This window comes from Streptomyces sp. NPDC003023 (assembly GCF_042888225.1).
Taxonomy (GTDB): domain Bacteria; phylum Actinomycetota; class Actinomycetes; order Streptomycetales; family Streptomycetaceae; genus Streptomyces.
In genome coordinates this window covers 439131-453988 of sequence record NZ_JBIAPL010000001.1, presented here as the reverse complement: position 1 = coordinate 453988, position 14858 = coordinate 439131, and the positions used below count along the sequence as shown (strand labels likewise).

The following is a 14858-nucleotide window of genomic DNA, read 5'->3' as shown; positions in this document are numbered from 1 at the left end:
CGACGGAACGTTCCGTCGACGGGCGCCTTCCGTTCACAGATACGCTTGACACGTGACCGACGCCCAAGAGACCGCAGCAGAGACAGTACTGCCAACCACCGGGGGCGCCCCCTCGGACGACGACGTACCTGCGGCAGGGCTGCCGATCCCGCTGCTGGAACCAAGAGAGGGCATCCCACCGGTGGTCGCCGACGAGGAGGCCCTCGCCGCGGTGATCGCCGCGTTCGCGGCCGGCACCGGCCCCGTCGCCGTCGACGCCGAACGCGCCTCCGGCTACCGGTACGGCCAGCGCGCGTACCTCGTGCAGCTGCGCCGCGAGGGCGCCGGCACCGCGCTGATCGACCCCGTCGGCTGCCCCGACCTGTCGGCGCTCGGCGACGCGCTCGCCGACGCCGAGTGGATCCTGCACGCGGCCACCCAGGACCTGCCGTGCCTGCGCGAAATAGGCATGGTTCCCAGCCGCCTCTTCGACACCGAGCTGGCCGGCCGGCTCGGCGGATTCCCGAGGGTCGGGCTCGGCGCGATGGTCGAGGGCGTCCTCGGCTACGCCCTGGAGAAGGGCCACTCCGCCGTCGACTGGTCCACCCGTCCGCTGCCCGAACCCTGGCTGCGGTACGCGGCGCTCGACGTGGAGCTGCTCGTCGACCTGCGTGACGCGCTGGAGAAGGACCTCGACCGCCAGGGCAAGCTCGAGTGGGCCCACCAGGAGTTCGACGCGATCGCGTCCGCCCCGCCGCCGCCCCCGCGCCGGGACCCGTGGCGTCGCACGTCCGGGATGCACAAGGTGCGCCGCCGCCGCCAGATGGCGGTGGTGCGGGAGATGTGGACGGTCAGGGACCGGGTCGCCCAACGGCGCGACATCTCCCCCGGCAAGGTGCTCGGCGACACCGCGATCATCGAGGCGGCGCTCGCCCTGCCGGCGAACGTGCAGGCGCTCGCCGCCCTGCCCGGATTCGGGCACCGGACCGGTCGGCGCCAGCTCGAGCAGTGGCAGGCCGCGGTCGACCGTGCGAAGGCCCTCCCCGACTCCGAGCTCCCGCAGCCCGGCCAGCCGCTGAACGGCCCGCCGCCGCCGCGTTCCTGGGCGGACAAGGACCCGGCCGCGGCTGCCCGGCTATCCGCGGCACGCGCGGCGGTCTCCGCACTGGCGGAGGAGCTGAACATGCCGCAGGAGAACCTGATCACGCCGGACACGGTGCGGCGCGTCTGCTGGGAGCCGCCGTCCGAGGTGACGGTGGCGTCCGTCGCGGACGCGCTGACAGAACTGGCGGCCCGCCCGTGGCAGGTGGAACAGGTCGCGCCCCTGCTCACGCGCGCACTGTCCGCGGACGCGGAGTAGCCGCGCGTCGTTCGCCTTCGCGGCGGCGCCCCGCGCCGGGGCGCCATGTCCGCATGCCCGGCGCACGGGCGGCCCACGGGCGCCACCCCTCACCCACCCGCGCCCGTGTGACGTTCACCGCTCCCGCCCCCGGGGCTGTGCACCCCGGTTACCCGCAAGTAGCATGAGGGAAGCAAGCGCACGCTCAGCCGTGCGTGCCGCAGCAGTGCAACCCCGCACCCTGGAGGAGAGCCATCGTGCCTCGTACCGTCAGGGACGTCGTCTTCGTCGACGGCGTCCGCACCCCGTTCGGCAAGGCGGGCCCGAAGGGCATCTACCACGAGACCCGTGCCGACGATCTCGTCGTCAAGGCCATCCGGGAGCTGCTGCGCCGCAACCCGGCCCTCGACCCCAAGAAGATCGACGAGGTCGCCATCGCCGCGACCACGCAGATCGGTGACCAGGGTCTGACCCTCGGCCGCACCGCCGGCATCCTCGCCGGTCTGCCGCAGTCCGTGCCGGGCTACTCGATCGACCGCATGTGCGCCGGTGCGCTCACGGCCGTCACGAGCGTCGCCGGCTCCATCGCCTTCGGCGCGTACGACGCCGTCATCGCCGGCGGTGTCGAGCACATGGGACGCCACCCCATGGGTGAGGGCGTCGACCCGAACCCGCGCTTCGTCAGCGAGAAGCTGGTCGACGAGTCCGCCCTCTTCATGGGCATGACCGCGGAGAACCTGCACGACCGCTACCCGCACATCACCAAGCAGCGCACCGACGAGTACGCCGTGCGCTCGCAGGAGAAGGCCGCCAAGGCGTACGCCGACGGCAAGATCCAGCAGGACCTCGTGCCGGTCTCCGTGCGCCGCACCAACCCCGAGGCCGGCGAGACCGGCTGGGGCCTGGTCACCGCCGACGAGCCGATGCGCCCGGGCACCACGCTCGAGTCCCTCGCGGGCCTGAAGACGCCGTTCCGCGTCCACGGCCGTGTCACCGCCGGCAACGCCGCGGGCCTGAACGACGGCGCCACCGCCTCGATCATCGCCTCCGAGGAGTTCGCCCGCGAGAACAACCTCCCGGTCAAGATGCGCCTCGTCTCGTACGCCTTCGCCGGCGTCGAGCCGGAGGTGATGGGCTACGGCCCGATCCCGTCGACCGAGAAGGCCCTCGCCCAGGCCGGCCTGTCGATCGAGGACATCAACCTCTTCGAGATCAACGAGGCCTTCGCCGTCCAGGTCCTGGCGTTCCTCGACCACTACGGCATCGCCGACGACGACCCGCGCGTCAACCAGTACGGCGGCGCCATCGCGTACGGCCACCCGCTGGCCTCCTCCGGTGTGCGTCTGATGACGCAGCTGGCCCGCCAGTTCGAGGAGCAGCCCGAGGTCCGCTACGGCCTGACCACCATGTGCGTCGGCTTCGGCATGGGCGCCACGGTCATCTGGGAGAACCCGCACCACAAGGACGCCGGAGGCGACAAGTGAGCACCACCGCTGAGCTGTTGAAGGGCGCGGCCGAGCTCTTCCCCGACGAGGTCGTCACGAGCGCGCACGTACGCCACCTCGACCTCCCCGCGGGCGCCGGGCGCTTCGCGCTCATCACCCTGGACAACGGCCTGGACCACACCAAGCCGACCACCATCGGCCCCCAGTCGCTGGCGAACCTCGACGCCGCCATCGACCAGGTCGAGAAGGAGGCGTCCGAGGGCGCCATCGTCGGTGTCGGTGTCACCGGCAAGCCGTTCATCTTCGCGGTCGGCGCCGACCTCAAGGGCGTGGAGCTGCTCAAGCAGCACTCCGACGCGCTGGCCATCGGCAAGGGCGGCCACGACGTCTTCAAGCGTCTGGCCGGCCTGGCCGTGCCGACCTTCGCCTACTACAACGGCGCCGCCATGGGCGGCGGCGTGGAGATCGGTCTGCACTGCCGGTACCGCACCGTCTCCCAGGCGATCCCGGCGTTCTCGCTGCCCGAGGTCTTCCTCGGTCTCGTCCCGGGCTGGGGCGGCTGCACGATCCTGCCGAACCTGATCGGCGCCGAGCGCGCGGTCTCGGTCGTCATCGAGAACTCGCTCAACCAGAACAAGCAGCTCAAGGGCAAGCAGGTCTTCGAGCTCGGCATCGCCGACGCGATCTTCGAGGGCGCCGACTTCCTGGAGCAGTCGCTGATCTGGACGGCGTCCGTCCTCAAGGGCGAGATCGCCGTCGAGCGCCCCGAGGTCGACCGCGGCGAGGCCTGGGACCAGGCCGTCGCCAAGGGCCGCTTCGTCGCCGACTCCAAGGTGCACGGCGCCGCGCCGGCCGCCTACCGCGCCCTCGACATCATCGAGGCCGCCAAGGACGGCGACCTGCAGAAGGGCTTCGACGCCGAGGACCAGGCGCTGGCCGACCTCATCATGGGCGGCGAACTGCGCTCCGGCATCTACGCCTTCAACCTGGTGCAGAAGCGCGGCAAGCGCCCCGCCGGCGCGCCGGACAAGTCGCTGGCCCGCCCGGTCACCAAGGTCGGCGTCGTCGGCGCCGGTCTGATGGCCTCGCAGCTGGCGCTGCTGTTCCTGCGCCGCCTCGAGGTGCCGGTCGTGCTGACCGACATCGACCAGGAGCGCGTCGACAAGGGTGTGGGCTACGTCCACGCCGAGATCGACAAGCTGCTCGGCAAGGGCCGCGTCAACCAGGACAAGGCGAACCGCCTCAAGGCCCTGGTGACCGGTGTGCTCGACAAGGCCGAGGGCTTCGCGGACGCGGACTTCGTCATCGAGGCCGTGTTCGAGGAGATGTCCGTCAAGCAGAAGGTGTTCGCGGAGGTCGAGGCCGTCGCCCCGGCGCACGCGATCCTCGCCACCAACACCTCCTCGCTGTCGGTCTCCGAGATGGCCTCCAAGCTGAAGCACCCGGAGCGCGTGGTCGGCTTCCACTTCTTCAACCCGGTCGCGATCCTGCCGCTGCTGGAGATCGTCCGCGGCGAGCAGACGGACGACGCGTCGCTGGCCACCGCGTTCGGCGTGGCGAAGAAGCTGAAGAAGACCGCGGTCCTCACCAAGGACGCCCCGGCGTTCGTCGTGAACCGCATCCTGACCCGCTTCATGGGCGAGATCCAGAACGTCATCGACGAGGGCACCCCGGTCGCCGTCGCCGAGAAGGCCGTCGAGCCCCTCGGTCTGCCGATGTCGCCGCTGGTCCTGCTCGAGCTGGTCGGCCCGGCCATCGGTCTGCATGTCTCCGAGACCCTCAACCGCGCCTTCCCGGACCGCTTCAAGGTCTCCGGGAACCTGGCCGCGGTCGTCAAGGCCGGCAAGCGCGGCTTCTACGTCTACGACTCCGGCAAGCCGGAGCTGGACCCCGAGGTCGCCGCGCTCCTCGAGCAGGGCGATGTCGTCCTGACGGAGGAGCAGACCCGTGACCGCGTCCTCGACGCCGTCGCGCAGGAGATCGGCCTGATGCTCGAAGAGGGTGTCGTGGCCGAGGCACAGGACATCGACCTCTGCCTGATCACCGGTGCCGGCTGGCCCTTCCACCTGGGCGGCATCACGCCGTACCTGGACCGTGAGGGTGTCTCGGAGCGCGTGAACGGCAAGCGGTTCCTGGCGCAGGGCGTGGCGAGCGTCCCCGCGTAACGCGAGGTCCTCGGACCGTCGACACGGGCCGTACGGGAGTTGTCCCGTACGGCCCGTGTCTTTTCGCGCGCGGTCTTTTCGCACGCGGTCCTTCGCGTGTGGTCCTTCGCGTGTGGTCCTTCGCGTGTGGTCCTTCGCACGCGGTCCTTCGCGTGTGGTCCTTCGCGTGTGGTCCTTCGCGTGTGGTCTCTCGCACGCGCGTCCCGCCCGAGCCGTGGGATCGTCCGGGCCACCGACACGACCGGCTTCGTGAGTACGCCGTGGCATTGTGGTGCCATGCCCATCGACGTACGCCCCGCTTCGGACTTCGACGACGTCCGCGCCCTGCTCGGCCCGAAGTCGCCTTCGGCCAACGTCTGCTGGTGCCTGACCTACCGGATCCCCTCCAGGCTCAACAACGAGCTTCGCGGCCCGGCGCGCGGTGAGTACGTGGCCGAGCTGTGCCGTACCGGCCCCCCTCCGGGCGTGCTCGCCCACGACGACGGCGAGCCGGTCGGCTGGGCCGCTGTGGCGCCCCGCGCGGACACGTCCTTCGCGCGCAACCGGAAGATCCCGCATGTCGACGACCTGCCGGTGTGGTCGCTGTGGTGCATTCGCGTACGCCCCGGTCACCGGAAGAAGGGGATCTCGCACGCTCTCATCGCGGGTGCGGTCGAGTTCGCCCGCGCGGGCGGCGCGCCGGCGATCGAGGCGTACCCACTCGACAACGGCGACGCCAGGGTCGACATGACGATGGCGTACGCCGGGATCCGCAAGAACTTCGAGCGCGCGGGGTTCACCCACGCCGCGGACACGACCTCGGTCCTGGCCGGCCATCCGCGGGTCGTCATGCGGCTCGACCTGCGTTGACGGGCCGGCCCTGTGCCGGGGCCGGCGCCGCGTCCGACGGCAGAGACGCCGTCCGTCCGCGGCCCGCCGGCCCCGGCACCGCGGTTCACCGCAAGGGCTTCCAGCTCCCGAGGGCGAGGCCGTCGCCGTCGGTCTTCCGGCGGGTGACGACCGGTTCGCCGGAGCTCGAGAGAGCCATGGCGATCAGCCCGTCCTCGCCCTGCTTCTGCAGGGCCAGCGGCGTCCGGCCCGCGCCGGTCTTCGTGTGGGTCCACCATCCTCCGGCCGACTCGTCCTCGGAGGGGTAGGCGGCGAAGGAGACCTGCCCCTGCGCCGCGTCCTGGGCGAGGACCGTGCAGTCGTGGCCCTCGATCGTCAGCCGGGACAGTGCCAGGGGGCCGTCGCCCGCGGCCTTCATCAGCGGGCGGGGAGCCGCTTCCCGGCTCGGTGACCAGACCTGGATCATGCCGTCCTCGTCCGTGAAGAACAGGGACACGGTGCCGGAGGCGGTGGCGGTCGCGGAGAAGGCGCCGGGCGCGGCGGCCCTGGTCTCCAGCCGCTCCGACAGCGCGAAGGGGGCGCCCGGCTTCTCCTGGGTGAACCAGCGGATCGCCTTGCCGTTCGGGACGAAGAGCTCCACGCGCCCGTCGGCGTCGGTGGCGGCCGCCAGGTGCGTCGTCCCGGTGTCGCCCAGGTCCTGCCAGTTGCCCCACCCGCCGGTGGCCCCCTGGATCCGCAGGCTCACGCCCGTGCCCCCGTTGCGCGTGAACACGCAGAGCCGGCCTTCGCCGTCGACGGCGGTCGCCGGGTCGCCGGTCCAGGGCCCGGTCTTGTTGGAGTGTCCGAGCGACCGCCAGCCGAGCAGCGGCCGGCCCGTCTGGAACTGCACGGCGTGCACCAGTTCCACATGCTGCTTGTCGGTGCCGGTGTCGGTCCGGCGCAGGCCGATCAGATGGACGTATCCGTCGGCGCCCTGCGCGACGCTCAGCACAGGGAGCAGCCCGGGCACGTCGATCCGCTCCACGCCGCCCCAGCCGGAGGGTGTCTCGGTCCAGCGCAGTACCGCGCCGTCGGCCGGTGCGTAGGCCGTGAGCAGGCCTTCCCTGCCACGGATCAGCCAGTTGCCCGAGAGCCGTGCCGCCTCGGCACGGTCTTGGTCTCGAAGCGGTGTCACAGGCGCAGTTGCCATCGGAAGTCCAGTGCGTCGGAAGGGGCGTCGGGGGCTGTTCAGCCTCCGTTCATTCTTTCAGCACGGGTGACCGGGGCCCAGGCGGGTCCCCCGTACCTGCGACCCTGACGTCATGGACACGCTTCCCGTAATCCTGGTCGTCGACGGTGCCAACGTCGTCGGCTCGGTCCCCGACCAATGGTGGCGCGACCGGCGCGGCGCGGCGGAGCGGCTCAGGGACCGGCTCGTCGCCCTTGCGTCTGCCGGGATCGCGGGGTATCCGGGTCCCGTGGAGATCGTGCTCGTGGTCGAGGGCGCGGCCCGGGGCGTCGGGTCCGTGCCGGGCGTGCGGGTGGAGTCGGCGGCCGGGAGCGGTGACGACCTGATCGTCGAGATCGCGGCTGCCGCGGCCGGCCGGACGTGTGTCGTCGTCACGGCCGACCGGGAGCTCCGGCGACGCGCGCAGGCGCACGGCGCGCGGTGCGTGGGGCCGCGCGCCGTGCGCCCCGCGGAGACGGGCCGGTGATCCTTCCCGGCATCAGGACTCGGCGTCGCGGCCCATCCGGCCGAGACGGCTGTGCGCGCGCCCGTAGAGCGCGTACACGACGAAGCCGAGCAGCATCCAGACGGCGAAACGGAACCAGGTCTCGCCGGGCAGGTTGAGCATCAGCCACACGGAGGCCGCCACCGACAGGACGGGCACCAACGGCACCAGCGGGGTGCGGAACGCGCGGTGCAGGTCGGGACGGGTGCGGCGCAGGATGATCACGCCGAGGGCGACGACGACGAACGCGAAGAGCGTGCCGATGTTCACCAGGGTCGCCAGCTCGTTGATGCTGGTGAAGCCGGCGACGATCGCGATGATCACGCCGAGCAGGATGGTGGGTCGGTACGGGGTGCGGAACCGCGGGTGGGTCTTGGAGAAGAACCGCGGCAGCAGGCCGTCGCGGCTCATGGCGAAGAACACCCGGGTCTGCCCCAGCAGCAGGATCATGCACACGGTCGTCAGGCCGACCGCCGCGCCGAAGCTGATGATGCCCGCGAAGAGTGGATGGCCGGTGGCCTTGAAGGCGTCGGCGAGCGGTGCGCTGGTCGACAGTTCGGTGTAGTGCTGCATGCCGGTCACCACGAGGGACACGGCGACGTAGAGCACCGTGCAGATGAGGAGCGATCCCAGGATGCCGCGCGGCATGTCGCGCTGCGGCAGCTTGGTCTCCTCGGCTGCGGTGGCCACCACGTCGAAGCCGATGAAGGCGAAGAAGACGACCGAGGCGGCGGTGAAGATGCCCATGACGCCGAAGTTGGTCGGCTCGTAGCCGAACAGCAGCTGGACCAGCGGCGCGTCCCAGCCGCTGCCCTCGATCTGCCCCTGCTTCTCGGGGATGAAGGGGTCGTAGTTGGCGGCCTTGACGAAGAAAAGGCCCGCGACGATCACGATCAGTACGACGCCGACCTTGATGGCCACGACGACGGCCGTGATCCGTGCGGACAGTTTCATCCCCACGACGAGGATGGCGGTCAGCGCAAGGATCAGCAGGAACGCCAGGAGGTCGAAACTGCCGTCGGGTACGTCGGGTCCCTGCAGCGACACGGGCAGGTGCCAGCCCACATTGTCCATCAGGGAGCGCACATAGCCGGACCAGCCGACGGCGACGACGGCGGTGCCGAGCGCGAACTCGAGCACGAGGTCCCAGCCGATGATCCAGGCGGGCAGCTCGCCGAGCGAGGCGTACGAGAAGGTGTAGGCCGAACCGGCCACCGGGACCGTCGAGGCGAATTCCGCGTAGCACAGTGCGGCAAGCGCGCAGACGACGCCTGCGGCCACGAACGCGAGTGCGGTCGCGGGGCCCGCGGTCTCCTTGGCGACCTTGCCGGTGAGGACGAAGATTCCGGTGCCGATGATGACACCCACGCCGAAGACCGTGAGGTCGGTGGCGGAGAGGGACTTCTTGAGCGCGTGCTCCGGTTCCTCCGTGTCCCTGATCGACTGCTCGATCGATTTGGTACGGAGGATTCCGCCCCGGCCGACCGGGGGCTCTGTTTCTGTACTCACCGCTGCACCTCCACGCTTGACGTCCCGGACCATGATCGGAACGGTGGGCGGTCCGAGCGGCGCCGGACGGGTGGAGTTCAACCGAATGGGCCGGTGGGACCACCCTTACAGGTTGTCCCTCCGGCCCCTGGTCGGCACGTCGTGCACACGATCGGTCCCGTTCGTCCACGGGACCGGTGCACACGGGCGCGGCGGATCAGTCGCGGGCGGGTTCCACCGCTTCGCTGTCGATACGGCCGTCGAGCTTGGAGACCAGTCCGGTGACCTGGCGGGCGATGTCCGGTGCGGTCAGGCCGATCTCCGCCATGACCTCCTTGCGGGAGGCGTGGTCGAGGAAGCGCGGCGGGATGCCGAAGTCCCGCAGCGGTACGTCCACGCCGGCGTCCCGGAGCGCCTGGGCGATCGCGGAGCCGACGCCGCCGGCCCTGCTGTTGTCCTCGACGGTGACCACCACGCGGTGCTGCTCCGCGAGCGGCGCGAGCGCCTCGTCGACGGGCTTGACCCAGCGCGGGTCGACGACGGTGGTGGAGATGCCCTGGGCGTCGAGCAGGCCGGCGATCTCCAGGCACATGGGGGCCAGGGCGCCGACGGAGACCAGCAGCACGTCGGGACGCTCGGCCTCGGCGTGGCGCAGGACATCCATGCCACCGGCCTTGCCCACGGCCTTCACGGCCGGGCCGACCGCGCCCTTGGAGAAGCGGACCACGGTCGGCGCGTCGTCGACCTCGACGGCCTCGCGGAGCTGGGCACGGACCTGGTCGGCGTCACGCGGTGCGGCGATCCGCAGGCCGGGGACGACCTGGAGGATCGACATGTCCCACATGCCGTTGTGCGAGGCCCCGTCGGTGCCGGTGATGCCCGCCCGGTCGAGCACGAAGGTCACTCCGCACCTGTGCAGGGCGACGTCCATGAGGACCTGGTCGAAGGCCCGGTTGAGGAAGGTGGCGTAGACGGCGAAGACGGGGTGGACGCCGCCGGTGGCCAGACCCGCCGCGGACACCGCGCCGTGCTGCTCGGCGATGCCGACGTCGTAGACCCGGTCGGGGAAGGCCTTGGCGAACCTGTCGAGGCCGACGGGCTGGAGCATCGCGGCCGTGATGGCGACGATGTCCTCGCGCTCCTTGCCGAGCTTGACCATCTCCTCGCCGAACACGGAGGTCCAGTCGAGGCCCGAGGTGGAGATCGGCAGACCGGTGTCGGGGTGGATCCTGCCGACGGCGTGGAAGCGGTCCGCCTCGTCCTGGAGGGCGGGCTGGTAGCCGCGGCCCTTCTCGGTGAGGCAGTGCACGATGACGGGCCCGCCGAAGCGCTTGGCGCGGGCGAGCGCCGACTCGAGCGCCTCGATGTCGTGGCCGTCGATGGGGCCGACGTACTTGAGGCCGAGGTCCTCGAACATGCCCTGCGGGGCGATGAAGTCCTTGAGGCCCTTCTTGGCGCCGTGCAGCGTGCCGTACAGCGGCTTGCCGACGACGGGGGTGCGCTCGAGGAGGTCCTTGCCGCGGGCGAGGAAGCGCTCGTAGCCGTCGGTGGTGCGCAGGGTGGCCAGATGGTTGGCGAGGCCGCCGATCGTCGGCGCGTAGGAGCGCTCGTTGTCGTTGACCACGATGACCAGCGGGCGGTCCTTGGCGGCGGCGATGTTGTTGAGCGCCTCCCAGGCCATACCGCCGGTGAGTGCGCCGTCGCCGATGACCGCGACGACGTGGTCGTCCTTCTTCAGCACCTCGTTCGCCTTGGCGAGGCCGTCGGCCCAGCCGAGCACGGTGGAGGCGTGCGAGTTCTCGATGACGTCGTGCTCGGACTCGGCCTGCGAGGGGTAGCCGGAGAGGCCGCCCTTCATCTTGAGCCTGGAGAAGTCCTGGCGACCGGTCAGCAGCTTGTGCACATAGCTCTGGTGCCCGGTGTCCCAGAGGACCTTGTCCTTCGGGGAGTCGAAGACCCGGTGGAGGGCGATGGTCAGCTCGACCACGCCGAGGTTCGGTCCGAGGTGTCCGCCGGTCTTGGAGACGGCGTCCACCAGGAAGGTCCGGATCTCTGCGGCCAGCTGCTCCAACTGCTCCGGGGCGAGCCGGTCCAGGTCACGCGGTCCGCTGATACGGGAAAGCAGTCCCCGCCCGTCACCCACCACCGCCCTTGCAGGACGCGCTGCGCGCGGCTGTGTCACCGGTGCCTCCTTGCGTTCGAGCTGCCTTCGAGCTGATCGTGCGTTGCCGATTGCCCGAGTCTAATGTTCCGTGCACGCGCGCGGTCATCGGGCGGTGCGTTCTGTGTCACGGTCATGACCTGGACACAGCAGTGCCCGGCACCGTCGCACGGTGCCGGGCACTGGCCGGTCGTGCTACGCGCGACCTGCGGTCTTCTGCGTCTTGCGGGTGATCGAGTCGATCACCACGGTCGCCAGCAGAACTCCACCGGTGATCATGTAGACCACCGGGGTCCTGATGCCCTCCAGGGCGAGTCCGTACTGGATGGAGACGATCACCAGGGCGCCGAGCAGGGCGTTCCAGGTGCGGCCCCGGCCACCGAAGAGGCTGGTGCCGCCGATGACGGCCGCGGCGATGACGTTCATCAGCAGTTCACCGGTACCGGCGCTCTGGTTGGCCGCGGCGATCTTGGAGGCCCAGAACAGACCGCCGACCGCCGCGAACAGACCCGCCACGGTGAACACGGAGATCCGCACCGCGGTGACGTTGATGCCGGCACGCCGCGACGCCTCGACGCTGCCGCCGAGGGCGAAGATCTTGCGACCGTAGGCGGTGCGGCGGAGCACGAAGTCCGTGATCACCAGCGCGGCCAGGAAGAGCACCAGCGCGAGCGGCAGGCCGCGGTACTGGTTGAAGACGGCCGCGGCGCCGAAGGCGACGGCGGCGAGCAGCACCGTGCGCAGCACGGTGTCGGACAGCGGCCGGGACGGCACGCCGGCCGCCTCGCGACGGCGGTTGTCGAAGAACGACGAGAGGAAGAACACGGCCACGGCGACGGCGGCGAGACCGTAGGCGGCCGCCACGTCGGAGAAGAAGTACGTGGTCATCTTGCCGACCACGCCCTCCGAGTCCAGGTTGATCGTGCCGGTGTCACCCAGCATCTGGAGCATGAAGCCCTGCCAGAACAGCAGGCCCGCGAGCGTGACGGCGAAGGCCGGGGCGCCGATCCTGGCGAAGAAGAAGCCGTGCAGGGCACCGATGAGCGCGCCGCCGACGAGGGCGACGAGAACGGCGAGCCATTCGTTCATCCCGTTGGTGACGCTCAGCACGGCCACGAGTGCGCCGGAGACACCGCTGACGGCGCCGACGGACAGGTCGATCTCGCCGAGCAGCAGCACGAAGATGATGCCGACGGCCATCATGCCGGTGCCGACCATCGTGACGGAGATGTCGGTGAGGTTCTTCGCGGAGAGGAACTGGGAGTTCATGCTCTGGAAGATGACGGCGATGACGATCAGGCCGATGATCACCGGGATGGAGCCCAGGTCTCCGGCGTGCATCTTGCGCTTGAACTCGGACCAGTAACCCTTCAGCCCCTGCTCGCGCACGAGGAGGCGGGGGTCGACCGCGGTGACCGCGTCGTGGGCCGCGTCCGGGTTGACGACGGGCGCGTCGGGCGCGTCGGGCGTGGAGGTCTTCTGGGTGCTCACTTCTGAACCTCCGCGTTGCGCGCCGCACGGCGGGTCACGGCGTTGTCCGTGGCACCGGTGATGGCGGAGATGATCTCTTCCTGCGAGGTCGACTTGACGTCGAAGACGCCGTTGTTGCGGCCCAGCCGCAGTACGGCGACCTTGTCCGCGACGGCCTTGACGTCGGCCATGTTGTGGCTGATGAGGATCACGGCGTGGCCGCGCTCCCGCAGTCGCTCCACGAGGTCGAGCACCTGTGCGGTCTGCTCGACGCCGAGGGCGGCGGTGGGCTCGTCGAGGATGACGAGCTTCGGCTCGCCGAGCATCGAACGGGCGATGGCCACGGTCTGGCGCTGACCGCCGGAGAGCGAGGCGATCGGGATACGGACGCTGGGAATCCGGATGGACAGCGTCTTGAGGAGCTCCAGGGCACGGCGCTCCATCTCGACCTCGTCGAGGACGCCGCGCTTGCGCAGTTCCCGGCCGAGGTAGAGGTTGCCGACGACGTCGATGTTGTCGCAGAGCGCGAGGTCCTGGTAGACCGTCGCGATGCCGAGGTTCTGGGCGTCGTGCGGACGGTTGATCGATACGCGCCTGCCCTCCCATTCGAGGGCGCCCTCGTCGATGGGATGCACGCCGGCGATCGTCTTGACCAGCGTGGACTTTCCGGCACCGTTGTCGCCGACCAGGGCGACCACCTCACCGGCATGGACCTCAAGCTCTACGTCGGTGAGCGCCTGGACGGCACCGAACCGCTTGGAGACCCCGCGCAACGCCAACACGGGCGTAGCGGACACGTGAACCATCTCCTTCGCCGCCTGACCGGCGGGGATGCCGCACCGCCGGGGTGGGCGGCGCGGAGGCTGAGCAGTATGGGCGATAAATACGAATCAACGAGCGGGTGTTCCATCCGGTGCCCCGCCCCGGCGGGGGCTGGTTGGGGGCGGGGCACCGGAAGGTTTCTGCGGGACGCCCGCCGCCGGAAGGGCGTCAGCGCCCCGGCGGCGGGACCTCGCACATCCCCGGCGGGACCGCGGGGCCCGTGGCGGGGCCTCGCACGTCCCGGCGAGCGGGCCGGAGCTCCGGTGGGACCGGTGGCTCCGACGGGCTCGGACCGGCCTTGGCGCCGGTCACGGCACTACTTCAGGCCGAGCTTGTCGCACGCGGCCTTGAACTTCGGGGTGCAGATCTCCTGGACCGTGTAGACGCCGTCCTTGACGACGGTGTCCTTGATGTTGTCCTTGGTCAGCGAGACGACCGGGACCAGCACCGACGGAACACCCTGGGTCGTGGGGCTGTCGACCTTCTCCTTGGCGATCGCGTCGATCGACTCGCCCTTGGCGAGCGCCACGGCCATCTCTGCGGCGGCGGCGGCCTCCGGCGCGTACGGCTTGTAGACGCTCATGAACTGCTCGCCCGCGACGATGCGCTGGACACCGGAGATCTCGGCGTCCTGGCCGGTGACCGGCGGCAGGGGCGAGACACCGGCGGCCTTGAGGGCGGTGATGATGCCGCCCGCCATGCCGTCGTTGGCGGAGTAGACGCCGATGATCTTGTCCTTGCCAATGGCCGAGATCGCGGCCTCCATGTTGGCGTTGGCGTTCTCCGGCTTCCACTCCTTGGTGTCGTACTCCTTGCCGACGTTCACCTTGCCGTCGAGCTCGGAGTGGGCACCCTTCTTGAACAGCGCGGCGTTCGGGTCGGTGACCGAGCCGTTCATCATGACGATCTGGCCGTCCTTGGCCTTGTCGCCGAGGGCCTCCACGAGGGCCTTGCCCTGGACCTTGCCGACCTCTTCGTTGTCGAACGAGGTGTAGGCGTCGATCGGACCCTCGGCGAGGCGGTCGAAGGCGACGACCGGAATGCCGGCGTCCTTGGCCCTCTTCACGCTGCCGGCGATCGCCTTGGCGTCCACGGCGTCCAGGATCAGGGCGTCCACCTTGTTGGTGATCATGGTGTCGACCTGCTGGGACTGCTGCGTGGCGTCCTGCTTGGCGTTGGCGTAGACGACCTTCGCCTTGCCGTTCGTGAGCTCGCTGATCTTCTTCTCGATGAGCGGCTTGTCGAACTTCTCGTAACGAGCGGTCTGGTTCTCCGGAAGGAGCAGGCCGATCGTGATGTCGTCGCCCTTCTTGGGGGTCGACTCGCTCGAGCTCTCGCCCGAGTCTCCGGCCTTGCCGCAGGCGGCCAGCGATACGGCCATCGCAGAGGCAGCGACAGCAACAGCGGCACGACGCAGATGTGCGTTCACGATGAGAAACCTCCCTGACG

11 protein-coding genes are annotated in these 14858 nt (G+C 70.3%); 5 read left to right on the top strand and 6 right to left on the bottom strand.

Annotation, left to right across the window (positions count from 1 at the left end):
* Window positions 1-52 precede the first annotated feature (52 nt).
* The 4 genes from ACFYV1_RS01650 to ACFYV1_RS01635 all read left to right on the top strand — a co-directional run bounded on the left by ACFYV1_RS01650 (window position 53) and on the right by ACFYV1_RS01635 (window position 5777).
* Window positions 53-1339: an HRDC domain-containing protein gene (locus tag ACFYV1_RS01650; RefSeq protein WP_389393325.1), complete on the top strand. Its 1287-nt coding sequence runs from the start codon at window positions 53-55 to the stop codon at window positions 1337-1339.
* 236 nt (window positions 1340-1575) lie between these two features.
* On the top strand, window positions 1576-2802 hold the full coding sequence (locus tag ACFYV1_RS01645) for a thiolase family protein (protein WP_389393324.1): 1227 nt from the start codon (window positions 1576-1578) through the stop codon (window positions 2800-2802).
* Window positions 2799-4928 (top strand): 3-hydroxyacyl-CoA dehydrogenase NAD-binding domain-containing protein, encoded by a 2130-nt coding sequence (locus ACFYV1_RS01640; RefSeq protein WP_389393323.1) that lies wholly within the window; start codon window positions 2799-2801, stop codon window positions 4926-4928. The genes ACFYV1_RS01645 and ACFYV1_RS01640 overlap by 4 nt, the downstream gene beginning before the upstream one ends.
* 276 nt (window positions 4929-5204) lie before the next feature.
* Complete coding sequence (locus tag ACFYV1_RS01635) at window positions 5205-5777, top strand: GNAT family N-acetyltransferase (protein WP_389393322.1); 573 nt, start codon at window positions 5205-5207, stop codon at window positions 5775-5777.
* Between the two features lie 85 nt (window positions 5778-5862).
* On the opposite strand, the gene ACFYV1_RS01630 is transcribed toward ACFYV1_RS01635, so the two are convergent.
* Entirely contained in the window at window positions 5863-6930 is a 1068-nt protein-coding gene (locus ACFYV1_RS01630) for a hypothetical protein (protein ID WP_389393321.1), read from the bottom strand.
* Window positions 6931-7057: 127 nt separating this feature from the next.
* Between ACFYV1_RS01630 and ACFYV1_RS01625 the strand changes: the two genes are divergently transcribed.
* Window positions 7058-7450, top strand: a complete 393-nt coding sequence (locus ACFYV1_RS01625) for an NTP pyrophosphohydrolase (RefSeq protein WP_389393320.1) — start codon at window positions 7058-7060, stop codon at window positions 7448-7450.
* 12 nt (window positions 7451-7462) lie between these two features.
* Here ACFYV1_RS01625 and ACFYV1_RS01620 read toward each other — a convergent pair whose 3' ends face one another.
* From ACFYV1_RS01620 to ACFYV1_RS01600, 5 genes are all read right to left on the bottom strand, one after another.
* Entirely contained in the window at window positions 7463-8977 is a 1515-nt protein-coding gene (locus tag ACFYV1_RS01620; protein WP_389393319.1) for an amino acid permease, read from the bottom strand.
* 196 nt (window positions 8978-9173) lie between these two features.
* Complete coding sequence (gene dxs, locus ACFYV1_RS01615; protein WP_389394542.1) at window positions 9174-11081, bottom strand: 1-deoxy-D-xylulose-5-phosphate synthase; 1908 nt, start codon at window positions 11079-11081, stop codon at window positions 9174-9176.
* A gap of 231 nt (window positions 11082-11312) precedes the next feature.
* Window positions 11313-12608 (bottom strand): sugar ABC transporter permease, encoded by a 1296-nt coding sequence (locus ACFYV1_RS01610; protein WP_389393318.1) that lies wholly within the window; start codon window positions 12606-12608, stop codon window positions 11313-11315.
* Window positions 12605-13393, bottom strand: a complete 789-nt coding sequence (locus ACFYV1_RS01605) for an ATP-binding cassette domain-containing protein (RefSeq protein ID WP_389393317.1) — start codon at window positions 13391-13393, stop codon at window positions 12605-12607. Before ACFYV1_RS01605 ends, ACFYV1_RS01610 begins: the two co-directional genes overlap by 4 nt.
* A gap of 332 nt (window positions 13394-13725) precedes the next feature.
* Window positions 13726-14826 (bottom strand): substrate-binding domain-containing protein, encoded by a 1101-nt coding sequence (locus ACFYV1_RS01600; RefSeq protein ID WP_389394541.1) that lies wholly within the window; start codon window positions 14824-14826, stop codon window positions 13726-13728.
* Window positions 14827-14858: the final 32 nt, after the last annotated feature.